17 protein-coding genes are annotated in these 18,113 nt (G+C 61.9%); 16 read left to right on the forward strand and 1 reads right to left on the reverse strand.

Annotation, left to right across the window (positions count from 1 at the left end; translation table 11 throughout):
- The first annotated feature begins 1 nt into the window (after position 1).
- From ruvX to nusB, 9 genes are all read left to right on the forward strand, one after another.
- On the forward strand, positions 2-592 hold the full coding sequence (gene ruvX, locus MOD31_RS16845; RefSeq protein ID WP_142939074.1) for a Holliday junction resolvase RuvX: 591 nt from the start codon (positions 2-4) through the stop codon (positions 590-592).
- Entirely contained in the window at positions 589-2,382 is a 1,794-nt protein-coding gene (gene mltG / locus MOD31_RS16850) for an endolytic transglycosylase MltG (protein WP_142939075.1), read from the forward strand. The genes ruvX and mltG overlap by 4 nt, the downstream gene beginning before the upstream one ends.
- Complete coding sequence (locus MOD31_RS16855) at positions 2,379-3,233, forward strand: shikimate dehydrogenase (RefSeq protein ID WP_142939076.1); 855 nt, start codon at positions 2,379-2,381, stop codon at positions 3,231-3,233. Before mltG ends, MOD31_RS16855 begins: the two co-directional genes overlap by 4 nt.
- 26 nt (positions 3,234-3,259) lie before the next feature.
- Positions 3,260-4,459, forward strand: coding sequence for a chorismate synthase (aroC, locus tag MOD31_RS16860; RefSeq protein WP_142939077.1), 1,200 nt, complete (start codon positions 3,260-3,262; stop codon positions 4,457-4,459).
- Positions 4,459-5,016, forward strand: coding sequence for a shikimate kinase (locus tag MOD31_RS16865; RefSeq protein WP_142939078.1), 558 nt, complete (start codon positions 4,459-4,461; stop codon positions 5,014-5,016). The genes aroC and MOD31_RS16865 overlap by 1 nt, the downstream gene beginning before the upstream one ends.
- On the forward strand, positions 5,013-6,104 hold the full coding sequence (aroB, locus tag MOD31_RS16870; protein WP_142939079.1) for a 3-dehydroquinate synthase: 1,092 nt from the start codon (positions 5,013-5,015) through the stop codon (positions 6,102-6,104). Before MOD31_RS16865 ends, aroB begins: the two co-directional genes overlap by 4 nt.
- The gene (locus MOD31_RS16875; protein WP_142939080.1) at positions 6,101-6,622 is read left to right on the forward strand and encodes a lipopolysaccharide assembly protein LapB; all 522 of its coding nucleotides are present in this window, start codon (positions 6,101-6,103) and stop codon (positions 6,620-6,622) included. Before aroB ends, MOD31_RS16875 begins: the two co-directional genes overlap by 4 nt.
- Positions 6,623-6,776: 154 nt before the next feature.
- Positions 6,777-7,340, forward strand: a complete 564-nt coding sequence (gene efp / locus MOD31_RS16880) for an elongation factor P (RefSeq protein WP_011774957.1) — start codon at positions 6,777-6,779, stop codon at positions 7,338-7,340.
- Positions 7,340-7,750: a transcription antitermination factor NusB gene (gene nusB, locus MOD31_RS16885; RefSeq protein WP_011774956.1), complete on the forward strand. Its 411-nt coding sequence runs from the start codon at positions 7,340-7,342 to the stop codon at positions 7,748-7,750. Before efp ends, nusB begins: the two co-directional genes overlap by 1 nt.
- Positions 7,751-7,823: 73 nt before the next feature.
- Here nusB and MOD31_RS16890 read toward each other — a convergent pair whose 3' ends face one another.
- A complete protein-coding gene (locus tag MOD31_RS16890; protein WP_284705473.1) occupies positions 7,824-9,074 on the reverse strand; it encodes a PrsW family intramembrane metalloprotease in 1,251 nt (416 codons plus the stop codon).
- Between the two features lie 155 nt (positions 9,075-9,229).
- Between MOD31_RS16890 and pyrR the strand changes: the two genes are divergently transcribed.
- From pyrR to pyrF, 7 genes are read left to right on the forward strand one after another with little or no spacing between them, the layout of a single operon-like run.
- Entirely contained in the window at positions 9,230-9,814 is a 585-nt protein-coding gene (pyrR, locus tag MOD31_RS16895) for a bifunctional pyr operon transcriptional regulator/uracil phosphoribosyltransferase PyrR (RefSeq protein WP_024816826.1), read from the forward strand.
- On the forward strand, positions 9,811-10,818 hold the full coding sequence (locus MOD31_RS16900; RefSeq protein WP_142939082.1) for an aspartate carbamoyltransferase catalytic subunit: 1,008 nt from the start codon (positions 9,811-9,813) through the stop codon (positions 10,816-10,818). Before pyrR ends, MOD31_RS16900 begins: the two co-directional genes overlap by 4 nt.
- Positions 10,818-12,143 carry a dihydroorotase gene (locus MOD31_RS16905; protein WP_250821175.1) on the forward strand — a complete coding sequence of 442 codons (1,326 nt, stop codon included), beginning with the start codon at positions 10,818-10,820 and terminating at the stop codon, positions 12,141-12,143. The genes MOD31_RS16900 and MOD31_RS16905 overlap by 1 nt, the downstream gene beginning before the upstream one ends.
- A complete protein-coding gene (locus tag MOD31_RS16910; RefSeq protein ID WP_250821176.1) occupies positions 12,143-12,664 on the forward strand; it encodes a hypothetical protein in 522 nt (173 codons plus the stop codon). Before MOD31_RS16905 ends, MOD31_RS16910 begins: the two co-directional genes overlap by 1 nt.
- A gap of 4 nt (positions 12,665-12,668) precedes the next feature.
- A complete protein-coding gene (gene carA, locus MOD31_RS16915; protein WP_308196385.1) occupies positions 12,669-13,892 on the forward strand; it encodes a glutamine-hydrolyzing carbamoyl-phosphate synthase small subunit in 1,224 nt (407 codons plus the stop codon).
- On the forward strand, positions 13,892-17,200 hold the full coding sequence (gene carB, locus MOD31_RS16920; RefSeq protein ID WP_142939086.1) for a carbamoyl-phosphate synthase large subunit: 3,309 nt from the start codon (positions 13,892-13,894) through the stop codon (positions 17,198-17,200). Before carA ends, carB begins: the two co-directional genes overlap by 1 nt.
- The gene (gene pyrF / locus MOD31_RS16925) at positions 17,193-18,068 is read left to right on the forward strand and encodes an orotidine-5'-phosphate decarboxylase (protein ID WP_250821177.1); all 876 of its coding nucleotides are present in this window, start codon (positions 17,193-17,195) and stop codon (positions 18,066-18,068) included. The genes carB and pyrF overlap by 8 nt, the downstream gene beginning before the upstream one ends.
- Positions 18,069-18,113: the final 45 nt, after the last annotated feature.

Genomic DNA, 18,113 nt, shown 5'->3' on the forward strand with positions numbered 1-18,113 from the left:
GGTGGATTCCAGTTCTGACAGTGACGTCTACCCCCATGGCATCAAGCTGGGGGTAGACGTCGGTACCGTTCGGGTGGGTCTGGCCATCTGCGATCCGGACGGGATCCTGGCCACGCCGTTCAAGACGGTTGGCCGGGACAGCAAGAAAAATTCCGATGTGCGGGTAGTCGTCAAACACGCTGTCGAACTGCCGGCGGTACAGATTTTTGTGGGCCTTCCCCGCACCATGAAGGGCGAGGAACGTGCGTCCGCGCAGATGGCCATGGACTACGCGGATCTCCTTACCAGCGAGCTTCAACGTGCTGGTTTGGACGTTCCCGTAAACCTCGTCGATGAGCGACTTTCAACTGTTACGGCACACCGCAACCTGCACGAAGCTGGCATGAGCAGCAAGAACCACCGTAAAGTGGTTGATCAGGTTGCCGCTGCTGGAATACTGCAGCACGCAATCGACATGCAAAAAGCCAGAGGAACGGACGTTGGCCGCCGAGTGCAGGCACCGGTGCAGTCCGAAAAACCCAGCAGTGCCCCAACGCTGCGGGCTGCCTCCGGTAGTGAATCCGATTCTTCTAAGAGGGGACTGCAACTGTGAGCCCGGTCAACAACGACCCCTCAAGCGGTACCGCCGGCGGCGGTATGCCGCTCACCCGCAAAGAGCTGCGGGCGCGTGAACGATTCCTCGCCACGCAGAACCACAATGTGGTACCCGTTCCCGAAGCGACTCCGGGGGAGGCGACTCCCTCGGCGGAGGGTGAGCCCGAGTTGCCCCGACCAGTCCCCGCGGTACAGCCTGCCCCGGGGGTTAAGCCCGCACCGGCGGATACTCCTGCCGCTGTTGCACCCCCAACGCCTGTGGCACCGCCGACTCCAGTTGCACCGCCGACTCCAGTTGCACCGCCAACGTCCGCAGCGTCCCCGTCGCAGGCCCAGTCGCCTGTTGTTGTGGCTGATGATGCCCCGGTTCATATGGTTGAAGCGCACGATGAGCCCTATGGGCATCAGCAGGACCGCCAGCAACAAGACGTCCAGGAACAACACGATCAGGAGCAACACGTCCCCTCTTTCGAGCAGGGCGGGGTTGATCACGGAGATACTCCGCACGGTAATCTTCACCCCGATGATGCCCATCACGGTGATGTGGAACATGAAGCCCTTTCGGCAGAGCATCCCGAAGCACACGCCGACGGCCACGAGTACGCTGAACACGATGCCCACTACCAGCTCGGCATCCATGACGAACTCCACAATGACGTTCTTCTTCATGACGAGCACCCCCACGACCTCATTGCCCCCGCGGCGAGTCCGGCGTCCAAGGCTGCCGCGAAAAGAGCCCGGCGTCGGCGTCGTGTTGTGGCTCTTCTGATCACGCTGGGTGTCTTCGTAGCCGCAATAGCCATTGGTGCGCAGTTCCTGAAGCCCTTGCTGGGCATGGACAAAGTGACCGATTACCCCGGCCCGGGCACGGGGTCGGTAACCATCACGGTGCCCGAAGGCTCCGGTCCCAAGGCTGTTGCAAACGATCTGGTTGCCAATCGTGTGGTTGCCGATTCCGATGCTTTCGTCAAGGAGTTCCTCAACGAAGGCGGCGAACTCTCGCCTGGATCCTTCACTTTCCGGACTGAGATGAAGAATTCGGATGCTGTGGCCGTCCTGGTGAACAAGGACGCATCCAAGGTGATGTACTTTGCGCTGAGCGCGGGCCTGCGTATCAATGAATCCCTGGAGGCTATCTCCAAGGGTTCGGGCATTCCCATGCAGGAGCTCAACGCCTTGAATCAGGCACCCGGGCAGTTTGGTGTTCCCGCCAAGGCCAAGAGCCTGGAAGGCTTCCTTGCCCCCGGCGAATATCGGTTCGAACTCGGTACGTCCGCCAAGGACATCATCCGGAAGTTGGTGGCCACCACCCTCGATGAACTCAAGGCCCAAGGCGTTACCGACCCCGCCAAGCAGTACGACACCGTGACCATCGCCAGCATTGTTCAGGCCGAAGGTGGTCAGGCGGACTATGGAAACGTGGCTGGAGCAATTTACAACAGGCTCAAGCCCAACAACGTTGAGACCAGCGGCCTGATCCAGTCTGATGCCACGGTGACGTACGGTCTGGGCAAGAAGTCGTTCCACCTCACCGAGGAGGAAAAGGCTGATAAGTCCAATGCCTACAACACCTACGCCAACGTTGGGCTTCCGGTAGGGCCCATTGGCTCGCCGGGCAAAACGGCCATTGATGCTGCGGCCAAACCCACCCAGAACGATTACCTCTACTGGGTGACCATCAACCTGGACACCAAGGAGACCAAGTTCTCCAAGACGTTGGCTGAGCACAACACCTATGTTGAGCAGTACAACGCGTGGTGCCAGGCTAATGCGGGACGGTGTGTGTGAGTCGTCGTGCCGCAGTCCTGGGGCACCCGATTTCACATTCGAAGTCTCCGGCACTGCACTGCGCAGCTTACGCAAAGTTGGGTGTGGACATCGACTACTCGGCGATCGACGTCACTGTTGAGAGGCTCCCATCGTTCATGGAGTCACTTCGCGGTGATGACGCCTGGTGCGGCCTTTCAGTGACCATGCCGTTGAAGTCTGCCATGGTCAAGGAAGTGGACGAAGTCCGCGGCGCCGGCGCCCATCTTGGTGTCATCAACACAGTCGTTTTCGAGCACGACGCCGGACAGGTGCGTCGGGTGGGGTACAACACCGATGTGGCTGGCATCGTCGAAGCGGTCCGCTATGCGGGCGTGGTTGCCGCACCTCATGCGGCCATCCTTGGTGGTGGCGGCACGTCGGCTGCGGCCGTTGCTGCTGCGCAGCAACTTGGCGCCCACCACGTTGACGTTTTCGTTCGTGATGCGGGACGGGCCGGGGATGCGAGAGCCGCCGCGGCCGCCGTCGGAATTTCCCTTGCCGTCCGGCCCTTGACGGAAGCGGCATCTGCTGTGGCCGGGACGGACCTGGTCATCTCCACGTTTCCACCCCGTGCCGCCGATTCCTTGGCGGAGGAGCTGGCGGCGCTGCCCGGCAGCGGCGCCGGCGTCCTGCTGGATGTCGCTTACGATCCCTGGCCAAGCCGCCTGGCGGAAGTGTGGCAACGCCATGGGGGAGCGGTGGTCCCGGGCCTGGAGATGCTGATGTACCAGGCGGCCGAGCAGATCAGGCGCTTTAGCGGCTGTGACGTCGACGCCGCCGTCATAGATGTGATGTGCGACTCAGTCGGGCTTCCCCGGCGAGTGTTCTAGACGCCCTACATGGCAGGATTGGTTATATGTTGCGTTGGTTGACTGCCGGTGAATCCCATGGTCCGGCCCTGATCGGAATTGTTGAAGGCGTGCCTGCCGGTGTTGAACTCACCAGCGGGCAGATTCGTGACGCGCTGGCGCGTCGCCGCCTGGGCTATGGACGTGGTGCCCGCATGAAGTTTGAGCAGGACGAGGTCACCATCATGGGTGGTGTCAGGCATGGTCTTACCCAAGGCGGCCCTGTGGCGATCCAGGTTGGGAACACCGAGTGGCCCAAATGGGAGCAGATCATGTCAGCTGATCCTGTGGACCCTGAAGTCCTCGCCGATCAGGCCCGCAACGCACCGCTGACCCGTCCACGCCCTGGGCACGCAGATTTTACCGGTATGCAAAAATACGGCTTTGACGAAGCCCGCCCGGTCCTCGAGCGTGCCAGCGCGCGCGAAACGGCCACACGCGTGGCCCTTGGTACCGTTGCCGCCCAGTTCCTGAAGCAGTTGGGCATCGAGCTGGTCAGCCACACCGTTTCCATTGCCAGCGTGACCGTCCCCGAGGGCAGGCCCCTGCCGTTGCCGAGGGACGTCATAGCCCTCGACGCCGACCCCTTGCGATGCTTCGACCGCGAGACCTCTAATGCGATGGTGGCAGAGGTGGATGCCGCGCACAAAGAAGGCGAGACGCTGGGAGGCGTGGTAGAGGTACTGGCTTACGGGCTTCCGCCGGGACTGGGCAGCTACGTCCACTGGGATCGTCGACTGGACTCCCGTCTGGCCGCCGCGCTGATGGGCATCCAGGCCATCAAGGGCGTGGAAGTAGGCGATGGATTCCTGACGGCGGCCCGCCGTGGATCTGCTGCCCATGATGAGATCCTCAAAGATGACAACGGCAAGATTGTTCGCCAGACCAACCGGGCCGGTGGCATCGAGGGCGGCATGAGCATTGGTGAAGTGCTTCGCGTCCGGGCTGCCATGAAGCCGATCGCCACAGTTCCGCGCGCGTTGCGCACCATTGACGTCAGCACCGGGGAGCCTGCCAAGGCACATCACCAGCGCTCTGATGTTTGTGCCGTGCCCGCGGCCGGCGTTGTGGCCGAAGCCATGGTGGCATTGGTGCTGGCTGAGGCTGTGGCCGAGAAATTCGGTGGTGATTCTGTGCCTGAGACCCAGCGCAACCTGCAAAGCTACCTTGAAAGCATCCCGGCTACCTTGGACACGGTCGGCCGGTAGTGGTCCGCTCTATCCCGGATGGCCGGCCCATAGTTCTGGTTGGACCCATGGCCGTCGGAAAATCGGCGATAGGTCAGCAGCTGGCCCATCAGATGCGTCTGCCTTTTGTGGACACTGATGCTGTGGTTGTTGCCGCTCATGGCAGCATTGCCGATATTTTCGCAGGCAGGGGAGAACACGCCTTCCGCGAGATTGAAGCGCGGGCTGTGGCCAAGGCCATCGAGTCCGCGAAGATCGATCCGGCCATTATTTCCCTCGGCGGCGGAGCAGTGCTCGACTCCGGGACCCAGCAATTGTTGGGGGAGTGCACCGTGGTCTATCTGGAGTGTGATGCGGAAACGGTCGCTGACAGAATTGCACGCAACACCGGGCGGCCCTTGCTGCAGGGTGACGCCATGACCCGTTGGGAGGCCTTGTTCGCCACCCGACGTCCGGTTTATGAGCGTCTTGCAGACATTGTCATGGATGTCCGTACCGGATCCGTGGCGGAAATCGGCCTCCACTTGGAGGAGCGGCTGCTCCAGCATGCAGCCTTGAAAGAGGAAGTTGAAAAGTGAGCTCCGAAGCAACTGTCATCAAGGTGACCGGTCAGTCCGTTAATGAAAACTACGACGTCGTGGTGGGCCGGGGCCTGTTGGGCACCCTGCCGGCGAAGCTGGGCGAACGTGTCCGCCGCGTTCTGGTGATCCACCCGCGGGCGCTTCGCCTGACCGGCGATACTGTGCGGGACGAGCTCGAAGCTGCAGGCTTCACCGCGCTCACGGCCGAAATCCCGGACGCTGAAGAAGGCAAGCACATCCAGGTGGCGGCGTTCTGCTGGCAGGTGCTGGGTCAGAACGACTTCACTCGATCTGATGCCATCGTGGCTGTCGGCGGCGGTGCAGTAACTGACCTTGCCGGCTTTGTGGCTGCAACCTGGCTTCGAGGGGTCAAAGTCATCCACATGCCAACGAGCCTTCTCGGCATGGTGGATGCCTCGGTGGGCGGCAAGACCGGCATCAATACTGCCGAGGGCAAGAACCTGGTGGGCTCTTTCCACCCGCCGGCTGCTGTCCTGGCTGACCTTGACACTCTTCAGACCCTGCCGAAGAACGAGCTCATTTCCGGAATGGCAGAGGTGATCAAATGCGGTTTCATCGCGGATCCGGCCATCCTTGACCTCGTCGAAAAGAACACCGACGCCGTGATGGACCCCGGATCGGATGTTGTCCGGGAGCTTATCGAACGTGCCATCGCTGTGAAGGCTGAGGTCGTCTCCCAGGACCTGAAGGAATCGGGCCTCCGCGAAATCCTGAACTACGGGCACACCCTGGGCCATGCCATCGAACTCGTGGAACGCTACTCGTGGCGTCACGGTGCCGCTGTATCCGTGGGCATGATGTTTGCAGCCGAGTTGTCGCGAAGCGTTGGCCGTTTGTCCGACGCTGACGCCGACCGGCACCGCACTATTCTGGAAAGCCTCGGTCTGCCCACCACCTACCGCAAGGACCGCTGGCAAGGCCTTCTTGATGGGATGCGCCGGGATAAGAAGTCCCGTGGTGACCTGCTCCGGTTTGTTGTCCTCGATGGCGTGGCCAAACCGGGCATACTGGAAGTTCCTGACACCTCGCTCCTGTTTGCCGCCTACCAGGAGATCGCATCATGACCGTCACTCTTCGTGAAGGCGTCAGCGACTGGCCAACAGCCGGATTCCCGGGAGTCCGCCTGAACCCGGACACTTTGCTGCCAGTGGTTGTCAATGAGGAAGCCATGGAGTCCGCCCTTGCGGCCTCGGAGGACCCTGCAGATCGCATCATGGCCCTTCTTCTGGACAATCAGCCCAAGGAGGCAGCGGAGCTCCTGGCTGAGGCCCGCTACAAAGATCCGGAGTCGTTCCGGTTGAGGATTTTTGAGGCCGAAGTCCATCGGGCAACCAACCGGCTGGACCGTGCTGTCCAGTTGTTCAGGCACCTGTTGCAGGATGTCCAGGGCAGCCCGAAGGAAGCTATTGTGCACCAGTATCTTGGCCGGGCATATTTCGTCAGCGGCAACGCACTGGCAGCGTCCGAAGAATTCGCCAGGGCCTTGGACCTGCGAGTAGCCATGGCAGCTGATGCTGCGCTGATCTACTCCTCTGCAGTCGCCTTGCAGCGGGCCCGGAATGTACTGGAACTGGCCTCTTAGGGCCGTTCCAAAACCCCGCCCGCAAGGCACACCCGCATTTGACGGTAGAATGGTTCTTGGATTTTTGATAAATACGCGCTGGCGGGCCGATTGGTACGCCTGCTTGGCATAGATAGCTGGCAGTCAGAACCAGTGCGATAACCAGAGGATACGAGTGGCAACCACAAACGACATCAAGAACGGGACCGTACTGAAGCTCGAGGGCCAGCTCTGGAACATCATCGAGTTCCAGCACGTCAAGCCAGGCAAGGGCGGCGCCTTCGTCCGTACCAAGATGCGCAATGTCATGTCCGGCAAGGTGGTTGACAAGACCTTCAACGCCGGCCTGAAGATTGAAACCGCTACGGTGGACCGCCGCGATTACCAGTACCTGTACCAGGACGGCGAAGACTTCGTGTTCATGGATACCCAGGACTACGACCAAATCACCGTATCGGGTGCCACGGTGGGCGACGCCACAAACTTCATGCTTGAGAACCAGATGGTCAACATCGCCATCCATGAGGGCACGCCGCTGTACATTGAACTGCCCCCGAGTGTTGTCCTCGAAATCACCTACACGGAGCCGGGCCTTCAGGGCGACCGCTCCTCGGCAGGCACCAAGCCTGCAACTGTCGAGACCGGTTACGAAATCCAGGTTCCGCTGTTCGTTGAGCAGGGCACCAAGGTCAAGGTCGACACCCGCGATGGCAGCTACTTGGGCCGGGTCAACGACTAGTGAGCGCACGCGGTAAAGCCCGTAGCAGGGCTCTTGAAGTACTTTTCGAGGCGGAGCAGCGTTCCGTTTCGGCTTTCGACGCGATGACAGCGCGGCGGGAGAAGACCGACCTTGTCATCAACCCCTACACGGTGGAAATCGTCGAGGGTGTTGTTTCCATGCAGGCAACCATCGATGAGTTCCTGCAGACGTACGCCCAAGGCTGGACGTTGGAGCGGATGCCCTCGGTTGACCGCATCATCCTTCGTATTGGCGCATGGGAACTTCTCTACAATGACGAGGTTCCCGACGGCGTAGCCGTCAGCGAAGCTGTGGCTCTCGCGAAGACCATGTCCACGGACGAGTCGCCTGCCTTCATCAACGGCCTGCTTGGCCGCCTGCAGAAGCTCAAGCCTTCCCTGCTGGCGTAGGCATGGTGTGGCGTCCCATGTAGCCGCCTGAACCAAGTAGGACCCGCATCCAGTGGATACGGGTCCTACTGCGTTATTGGAGCACTGCTGCCCTGAGTGAGGGGACCTTGTTGAGGAGCTCGAACTCGTCATGCTGATGGACATGGACGTCGCGGCCGCTGAGTATCCGTTGGCGGGTAAATGCCAGGGCTGTGGCCCCTTTGATGAAGGCTCTCATCTGCGCACCACGCCCGCGCGAGGACGCCCAGCGAATAGCCTGCCTCCGGCCCCGTGAAGTAGCCAGCATTTCCACTTCTGCGGGAGTAAACCAGCCTGCCCGGGCATATTCGAGGAGGCGTTGCCGGGTGAGTTTTCCTTCGGCAACCCTGAGGAGGATGATGCCCACTGCTGCCACCAGGAAGATCGGGACTTGGACAACAAAGTACTCCACCAGGAAGTTCTGTCCCATGCTGTTCCAACGGTTGTGCAGGAACATCGCAGGCAACAAGCCGATGAAGAAGGCCAGGACCGCGTACCCCGAATGCCATTTGCGGGCAGCGAAACCCATGATCAGTCCGGTTGTACCCGTGAAAACTGCGTGCGCGAAGGGCGACATGACACCCCGGAGGATGAAGATCCGGACGAGGTCAGTGCTTGGATCTGATGATGAAGCTATTTCGCGGCCGAAGTAGAGGATGTTCTCCGTGAAGGCAAAGCCCGCGGCAATGGTGAAGGCAAACACCACCCCATCAACAGGTCCGTCAAAATATTTGCGTGCTGCCAGGATCAGGACCAACAAACCGAGCGATTTGGTGAATTCCTCCACGATGGGGGCTTGGACCGTGGCCATGAAGTAGCTAAATGCTTCTTCGCTGGAGGTGGGGGCGGCGAGGGCGAAGAGCGGCTGGATGAGCAGTGTCCCGGCAATGGAAACGGCGGCACCCCACGTGAAAGCGAACCACAGGAGCCTTTTTGGTTCGGGTTCCCAGCGATCTATCAGGCGTACCGTCAGCAGCACTACGGAGAGTGGAATCAGTGAGGCAATGAAGCCGATGACAAACCCGCTGATGCCGGTGTTGCCGAGGAGAAACGGCACCACCAGGAACAGGCTGCCGAGGACCAGCACGGTTGCTCCGATGAGTAAAGGGAGCGTCCCCCAGGACCGGCGAGGCTGCGGCGCTGGCGGCATGGCCCAGGTTTGCTGCGGGAGCGTCGTCGGGTTGCCGGGGGCCGGTTGGTAATTACCGGGCTGGACGCGGCCAATCCACGTTGGGTTGGCGCCAGGTTCCAGGTAGGGACGCGGATAAGGTTGTCCGCCTGGTTGGCCGTGGTGGTTCATGGTCATGGGCAAGAGCCTATTCCACAGCACGGAGTGTGAGCTTAAACTCACGCGTCACTGCGGTCCCCGGTGAGGTGGAAAAGGGGCGCTGTGGTAGTTTTGAAAAGCAAATATTCCTTTTTTAATTCCGTCCCGTGAGGCGGGGAAAGGGGAGACGAGCGATGACTGAAGTCACTTCAGCGCACGTGCCGTCGCGGGTTGTCCTCAATCAGGCGGACATTGATCGTGCGCTCACTCGTATCGCCCACGAGATCCTCGAAGCCAACAAAGGCTCCCAGGACCTGGTCCTGTTGGGCATTCCCAGCCGCGGCTATCCCTTGGCTGTGCGGCTTGCCAACAAGATCGCTGCCGCGGACCCCACGGTGAACGCAGACACCATGGTTGGTCAGTTGGATGTCACCATGTTCCGTGACGATCTTTCCCACCAGCCCACCCGGCCACCACGCCACACCCGGCTCCCGCTGTCAGGCATAGATAACAAAGTTGTTGTCCTGATTGACGACGTCCTGTACTCCGGCCGGACCATCCGCGCGGCTCTGGATGCCTTGGTTGATCTTGGCCGCCCACGCATCGTCCGTCTTGCGGTGCTGGTGGACAGGGGACACCGTGAGCTTCCCATCCGCGCGGATCACGTGGGCAAGAACCTGCCCACTTCCTCATCGGAGAAGGTCCGGGTCCATCTCGAGGAGATCGACTCCGTAGACGGCGTGCCCGTCAACGAGGTTGTTATCGAGGCCGGTAAATGAAGCATCTTCTTTCCACCGAAAACCTCAGTCTTTTCGACGCCATCCGAGTTCTGGACACGGCGGAGGAAATGTCCGCCGTCGGCGAGCGTGAAGTAAAGAAGCTCCCGGCACTGCGCGGCCGGACTGTGGTGAACCTCTTCTTCGAGGACTCCACCCGTACCCGCATCTCCTTTGAGGCGGCAGCTAAGCGACTGTCAGCCGATGTCATCAACTTCGCTGCCAAGGGATCTTCGGTCTCCAAGGGGGAGTCCCTCAAAGACACGGCGCAAACACTTGCAGCCATGGGTGCGGACGCCGTCGTTATCCGGCACTGGGCATCCGGCGCACCGCACCGACTTGCTGCCACCGACTGGATCGACGCAGCCGTCATCAATGCTGGCGACGGCACCCATGAGCACCCTACGCAGGCACTGCTGGACGCCTTCACCATGCGGCGGCATTGGTCGCAGGTCAACGGCATTGAGTCCACGGGGGCAGACCTCAAAGGCATGCGGGTAGCGATTGCCGGCGATGTCCTGCACTCGCGCGTTGCCCGTTCCAATGTGTGGTTGCTCAAGACCCTTGGCGCTGAGGTCACGCTCGTGGCGCCACCCACGCTGCTGCCCATCGGCGTCGAGCACTGGCCTTGCAAGGTCAGTTACAACCTGGACGAGACACTGGAAGCGGGCATCGACGCCATGATGATGCTGCGCGTCCAGGGTGAGCGGATGAACGCCTCATTCTTCCCTTCAACCCGCGAGTACTCCCGCCGCTGGGGGTTCGACGACGCAAGGCTCCGTGCGCTGGACGATCTCGGCATGAAGGACACCATCATCATGCACCCCGGCCCCATGAACCGTGGCCTGGAGATTTCCTCGGCAGCCGCCGATTCGCCGCGTTCGACCGTTCTCGCCCAGGTGCGAAACGGTGTCTCGGTCCGTATGGCCGCCCTTTACCTGCTGCTCTCCGGGGATTCCCGTGAAGCCGCCCCGAACTTTAGCCAGTCCAGCAAGGAGACCAACTGATGGCCGAGAAGACCTACCTGATTCGTGGGGCCGCCATCCTCGGCGGCGAAGCTGAAGACCTCTTTATCCGCGACGGCGTCATCGAAGCTCGCGGCAAGGACCTGTCTGCGGAGGACGCAACTGTCATCGACGCCCAGGGCCTCGTTGCACTGCCTGGAATGGTGGACGTTCACACCCACCTGCGCGAACCCGGACGTGAAGACGCCGAAACGGTGGAGACCGGCACCCGCGCTGCGGCGCTGGGTGGCTTCACCGCCGTCCACGCGATGGCCAACAGCAACCCGGTGGCGGACACTGCGGGCGTTGTGGAGCAGGTTCACAGCCTGGGACGGGCGTCCGGCTGGGTGGATGTACGTCCTGTTGGTGCAGTCACCGTGGGTTTGGCTGGGGAACAACTGGCAGAGCTGGGCGCCATGGCCGATTCCCGCGCCCAGGTCCGGATGTTCTCCGATGACGGCATCTGCGTTCACGATCCCGTCATCATGCGCCGCGCCTTGGAATACGTCAAAGCGTTCGACGGCGTGGTGGCCCAGCACGCGCAGGAGCCCCGCCTGACCGCCGGTGCACAGATGAACGAAGGCGCAGTGTCTGCCGTGCTGGGACTTACCGGTTGGCCCGCCGTAGCCGAGGAAAGCATCATTGCCCGGGATGTCCTGCTGGCCCAGCATGTAGGTTCCCGCCTCCACGTATGCCACGTCTCAACTGCAGGATCCGTGGAAATTGTCCGCTGGGCCAAGGCGCGGGGCATCAACGTTACCGCCGAGGTCACACCGCACCACCTGCTGCTGACCGACGAACTGGTCCGCAGCTACGACCCCGTCTACAAGGTCAACCCGCCGCTGCGCACCGATTCGGACGTTCAGGCGCTCCGTGAGGGCCTGGCCGATGGCACCATCGACGTCGTGGGAACCGACCACGCCCCGCACCCCAGCGAGCATAAGGAATGTGAATGGGCGCAAGCGGCAATGGGCATGACCGGTCTTGAGACCGCCTTGTCCGTGGTGCAGGAGACCATGATCGAAACCGGCCTCATGACCTGGGCGGACTTCGCCAGGGTTACCTCGTTCACGCCTGCAGTGATCGGCCGCGTCGCTGATCAGGGCCGTCCCCTGGAGGTTGGCGAACCTGCAAACGTCATCCTGGTGGACCCGGCTGCGCGTTGGACCGTTGACCCGCATAAAATGGCAACCATGGGCCGCAATTCACCGTTCAAGGGCAAGGAGCTGCCCGGATCCGTGGTGGCGACCTTCTTCAAAGGCCACCCCACGGTCCTCAATGGTCAGCTCAACACGCCTTACAGGTACCCGGCAGTCAGCAGCAACTAATGGACAACCAAACACTGACCGTGCTCATCACGGTGCCGCTGATTGTCGTCGTCCTGGCGATGATCTGGCTGGGATGGCGCAACAGGCTAAGGCGACAAGCCGACGTCGAACGCCTCCCCGAGGTGCCGAAGCAGCTGACGCCGGCCACGGTAATGGCAGACGGCCAATACGTGGCTACCACAACGGCCGGCGATTGGCTGGACCGGATAGCAGTCCAGGGCCTGGGTATCCGCACCAACGCTGAACTGAGCATCCACGCCGAAGGTGTGCTGTTCGACCGAGCGGGTGCCGCTCCGGTCTTCATCCCGCGCTCAGCTCTGGTCGACAGCCGGGAAACCAATGGCATGGCCGGAAAATTCGTCGAAAAAGACGGACTCCTGGTCATCAACTGGAAGCTTGGCTCCCGGGAACTGGACACCGGATTCCGTTCCAGGCATGCAGCCGACAAGCAGCTCCTCCTCGAAGCCCTCCAAGAATTGATCTCCGCAGCCCCTCAGGCAGAAGCCGATAGTGGAAAGTAATAAAGTGACGGATAGTAAAGCAGCCACCACACCCACCCCCTCAGCAGCAGTACTCGTGCTCGAAGACGGCCGCATGTTCCGCGGCCGCAGCTACGGAGCCCAGGGAACCGCTCTCGGTGAGGCAGTCTTCGCCACCGGCATGACGGGCTACCAGGAGACCATTACCGATCCCTCCTACGCCCGCCAGCTGGTGGTGCAGACAGCGCCGCACATCGGCAACACCGGCGTCAACAGCGAAGACGCTGAATCCCGCCGCATCTGGGTGGCCGGGTACATCGTGCGCGACGCCGCCCGTCGCCCCTCCAACTGGCGTTCCGAGCGCAGCCTCGATGAGGAACTGGTGGAGCAGGGAATCGTCGGCATCCAGGGCGTAGACACCCGGGCCATCACCCGCCACCTCCGTGAGCACAAGACCATGCGGGCCGGCATTTTCTCCGGTGAGGCCGCGCACGCCACCGACAAAGAACTGCTGGACGCTGTCCTCGCCAGCGCCCCCATGGAAGGCGCAGCCCTGGCGGAGGAAGTCTCCATTGACGAGGCTTACGTCGTGGAACCAAAGGACCACGGCTGGGAAGGGGAGCCGCGCTTCTCCATCGCAGCCGTTGACCTCGGCATCAAGGCCATGACTCCGGTGCGTTTCGCAGAGCGTGGCGTGCGCGTGCACGTCCTTCCGGCCACCTCCACCCTGGAGGATGTCAACGCTGTCAAGCCCGACGGCTTTTTTATGTCCAACGGTCCAGGAGACCCTGCAACCGCTGACAACCAGGTTTCGTTGCTGCGTTCGGTACTGGATGAGAAGCTCCCGTACTTCGGTATCTGCTTCGGCAACCAGATCCTCGGCCGGGCCCTGGGCTTTGGCACCTACAAGCTCCGTTACGGCCACCGCGGCATCAACCAGCCCGTCATGGACCGCCGGACCGGCAAGGTGGAAATCACCTCGCAGAACCACGGCTTCGCCGTTGACGCCCCGTTGAACGGGGCCGCCGTGGCACCGGAAGAACGATACGGACGTGTGGAAGTCAGCCACATTTCGCTCAATGACGACGTCGTCGAAGGACTCGCCTGCCTCGACATCCCCGCCTTCTCGGTCCAGTACCACCCCGAAGCTGCGGCCGGACCGCACGATGCTGCGTACCTCTTCGACCGCTTCATCGACCTCATGGCCGACACCAAGTCCAAGGCCACAGGCGCCAACTCCAACGACTCCAAGACTGAGGACAAGAAGTAATGCCCAAGCGTACAGATCTCAAGAGCGTCCTTGTCATCGGTTCCGGCCCCATCGTTATCGGCCAAGCGGCTGAGTTCGACTACTCCGGTACCCAGGCACTTCGCGTCCTGAAGGAGGAGGGCCTGCGGGTCATCCTGGTGAACTCCAACCCGGCCACCATCATGACGGACCCCGAATTCGCCGATGCCACCTATGTAGAGCCCATCACTCCAGAGGTGGTGGAAAAAATCATCGCCAAGGAGCGCCCGGACGCCATCCTGCCCACCCTCGGCGGCCAGACTGCGTTGAACACGGCCATCGCGCTGGACAAGAACGGTGTGCTGGAGAAGTACAACGTGGAACTCATTGGCGCGAACATCGCCGCCATTGAGCTCGGCGAAGACCGTGAGAAGTTCAAGGGCGTCGTGGAGCGTTGTGGCGCAGAGTCCGCACGCAGCCACATCATCCACACCATGGAAGAAGCCTTCGCTGCTGCCGAGGACCTCGGCTACCCCATGGTGGTCCGCCCGTCCTTTACCATGGGTGGCCTGGGCTCCGGGCTGGCTTACAACGAGGACGACCTCCGCCGCATCGTCGGCCAGGGCCTGCAGTACAGCCCCACCACCGAGGTCCTGCTTGAAGAGAGCATCCTCGGCTGGAAGGAATACGAGCTTGAGATGATGCGCGACAAGAACGACAACGTCGTTGTGGTCTGCTCCATCGAGAACTTCGACCCCGTGGGTGTCCACACCGGTGACTCCATCACGGTAGCTCCGGCCCTGACCCTCACGGACCGCGAGTACCAGAAGCTGCGCGACGTCTCCATCGCGGTCATCCGCGAAGTTGGCGTGGACACCGGTGGTTGCAACATCCAGTTCGCCATCGATCCCGCAACGGGCCGTGTAGTGGTGATCGAGATGAACCCCCGTGTATCCCGTTCCTCCGCGTTGGCCTCCAAGGCAACCGGCTTCGCCATCGCCAAGATCGCCACCAAGCTTTCACTTGGTTACACCTTGGACGAAATCCCCAACGACATCACCCAGAAAACCCCTGCCTCTTTCGAGCCGACGTTGGACTACGTGGTAGTGAAGGTTCCGCGCTTCGCTTTCGAAAAGTTCCCGGCAGCGGATAACACCCTGACCACCACCATGAAGTCCGTGGGCGAAGCCATGGCCATGGGCCGCAACTTCACCGAGGCCCTCCAGAAGGCCCTTCGCTCATTGGAACAGAAGGGCTCACAGCTGGACTTCAGCTCCGTACCGGAGTACGAGGTTGCCGAGCTCATCGAGAGGGCCAAGCGCCCCACCACGGAACGACTGCACCAGGTGCAGCGTGCGCTCCTGGGGGGCGCCACGGTGGAAGAGGTCTTCCAAGCCACCAAGATCGACCCCTGGTTCCTGGACCAGCTCCAGCTCCTCAATGAGACGGCGCAGGAGATCCGCAAGGCCGGCGTTCTCACTGAGGAGATGCTGCGCAACGCCAAGCGTCACGGCTTCTCCGACGAGCAGATCGGTGCATTGACACATAACAATGAGGCAGTAGTCCGGGGCGTCCGGCAAGCACTGGGTATTCGTCCGGTCTACAAGACGGTGGACACCTGTGCCGCTGAGTTCGCTGCCTACACGCCCTACCACTACTCGTCCTATGACGAGGAAGACGAAGTAGGCCTGCACGCCAAGCCCTCCGTCATCATCCTGGGCTCCGGGCCCAACCGCATTGGCCAGGGCATCGAGTTCGACTACTCCTGCGTCCACGCCTCCATGGCGCTGCGCAAGGCCGGCTACGAGACCGTCATGGTCAACTGCAACCCGGAGACCGTCTCCACGGACTACGACGTCTCCACGCGCCTTTACTTCGAGCCGCTGACCCTTGAGGACGTCCTTGAGGTCATTGCTGCAGAGGAGCGTACCGGTGGAGTCATGGGTGTCTTCGTCCAGCTCGGTGGCCAGACCCCGCTGAAGCTGGCCCAACAGCTCGCTGATGCCGGTGTTCCGATCCTGGGCACTTCGCCGGAAGCGATCGACCTGGCGGAGCACCGCGGCGCCTTTGCCCGCGTCCTGGATGAAGCCGGACTGACCTCCCCGAAGAACGGCACCGCCGTGTCCTTCGAGGACGCCAAGAAGATCGCCGACGAAATCGGCTACCCGGTGCTGGTCCGCCCGTCCTACGTCCTGGGCGGCCGCGGCATGGAGATCGTCTACGACGAAGCAAACCTCTCCCGTTACATCGCCAATGCCACGGAAATCACCCCGGACCACCCGGTGCTGATTGACCGCTTCCTCGAAGATGCTGTCGAAATTGACGTCGACGCACTTTTCGATGGCACCGACATGTACCTCGGCGGCATCATGGAACACATCGAGGAAGCCGGCATCCACTCCGGTGACTCCGCATGCGTGCTTCCGCCGATTACCTTGGGCAACAACGTGATTGAGCGTGTGCGCACGGCAACCCGGGCCATCGCCGAAGGTGTTGGCGTCCGAGGCCTCATCAACATCCAGTTCGCGCTGGCCTCCGACGTCCTGTACGTCCTTGAAGCCAACCCGCGTGCTTCCCGCACCGTTCCTTTCGTTTCCAAGGCGACAGGCGTGCAAATGGCCAAGGCCGCTGCGCTCATCGGCACAGGTGTCACCATCAACCAGCTCCGCGGCGCCTACAAGATGCTGCCGGAAACCGGTGACGGTTCCACCCTGCCTTTGGACGCGCCGGTTGCCGTCAAGGAAGCGGTCCTTCCGTTCAGCCGCTTCCGTACTCCTGAGGGCAAGGTTGTGGACTCCCTGCTCGGCCCGGAAATGCGCTCCACCGGTGAAGTCATGGGCATCGACAAGCACTTCGACACCGCATTCGCCAAGAGCCAGGCCGCAGCGAACAACGCCTTGCCCACCCAGGGCAAGATCTTCGTCTCGGTAGCCAACCGTGACAAGCGCTCAGTGATTATGGGCGTCAAGCGCCTCTCGGACCTGGGCTTCGAGATCGTTTCCACCGGTGGCACCGCTGACGTCCTACGCCGCAACGGCATTCAGGCAACCCCTGTGCGTAAGGTGGCCGAAGGCAGCAGCGCAGAGGGCGAAGGCACCATTGCGGATCTGGTCATCGCCGGCGAAATCGACATGGTCTTCAACACACCCTCCGGCGGCGAAGCCCGCAGCGACGGTTACGAACTCCGTGCTGCGGCAACGTCCATTGGCATTCCCTGCATCACCACCGTTGCCGAGTTCAATGCCGCAGTGCAGGCCATTGAGGCACTGCGCACTTACGAATGGTCGGTGACCAGCCTGCAGGAGCACGCAGCCAACCTGTCAGCGGCAATGGAAGCAGCCAATGCTTGAGTCTGCTTCACCACAGCAAGGCCAGCAGCCGGCCGGGGAGTCTTTCGGATCCCGGCTGGCTGCGGCCATGGCCGCGCGCGGCCCGCTCTGCGTCGGAATCGACCCCCACCCGCAGCTCTTGGCCGATTGGGGATTGACCGACGACGTCGCCGGCTTGGAGCGCTTCTCGCTGACGGTGGTTGAGGCCGTGGCTTCCCTCGCTGCCGCGGTCAAGCCGCAGGTGGCGCTCTACGAGCGCCACGGCTCGGCCGGCATGGCTGTGCTGGAACGGACGCTCACCGCCTCCGCGGATGCGGGCGTGCTCAGCATCGCCGACGCCAAGCGTGGCGACATCGGCTCCACTATGGCCGCCTATGCGGATGCCTGGCTGCGTGACGGTTCTTCCTTGGCCGCGGACTCGGTGACGCTTAGCCCGTACCTGGGCTTTGAGTCGCTGCGCCCGGCATTGGACCTTGCTGCGCAGTATGGCAGGGGAGTGTTTGTGCTTGCACTGACATCGAACCCTGAAGGAAAGTCTGTGCAGCACGTCGGTGGAAGTGATTCCGTGGCGCGTAGGATTGCCGCTGCCGCAGCCCTCGAGAACCAGCGGTACAGCGGTTCCATGGGGTCAGTTGGCCTGGTGGTAGGGGCAACCATCGGCTCTGCCTTGGATGATCTGGATATTGAACTCGCGCCTGTGCGCGGTGCAATATTGGCCCCTGGCCTCGGTGCCCAGGGCGCCACTCCAGCTGACCTTCGCACAACGTTTGGCGCTGCTTACCCCACGGTCCTGGCCACTTCCAGCCGGGGGATCCTGGCGGCAGGACCGTCCTTGGCAAGCCTCCGTGCTGCCACTGAGGAAACTTTGCGCGGACTTCGCTTCGAGTAAGTTGTCCATGCTCATTGCGCAACCGGGCCCCTGCCGGTAAGTTCA

The sequence above is a fragment of the Paenarthrobacter sp. TYUT067 genome (genome assembly GCF_023656375.1).
Lineage (GTDB): Bacteria > Actinomycetota > Actinomycetes > Actinomycetales > Micrococcaceae > Arthrobacter.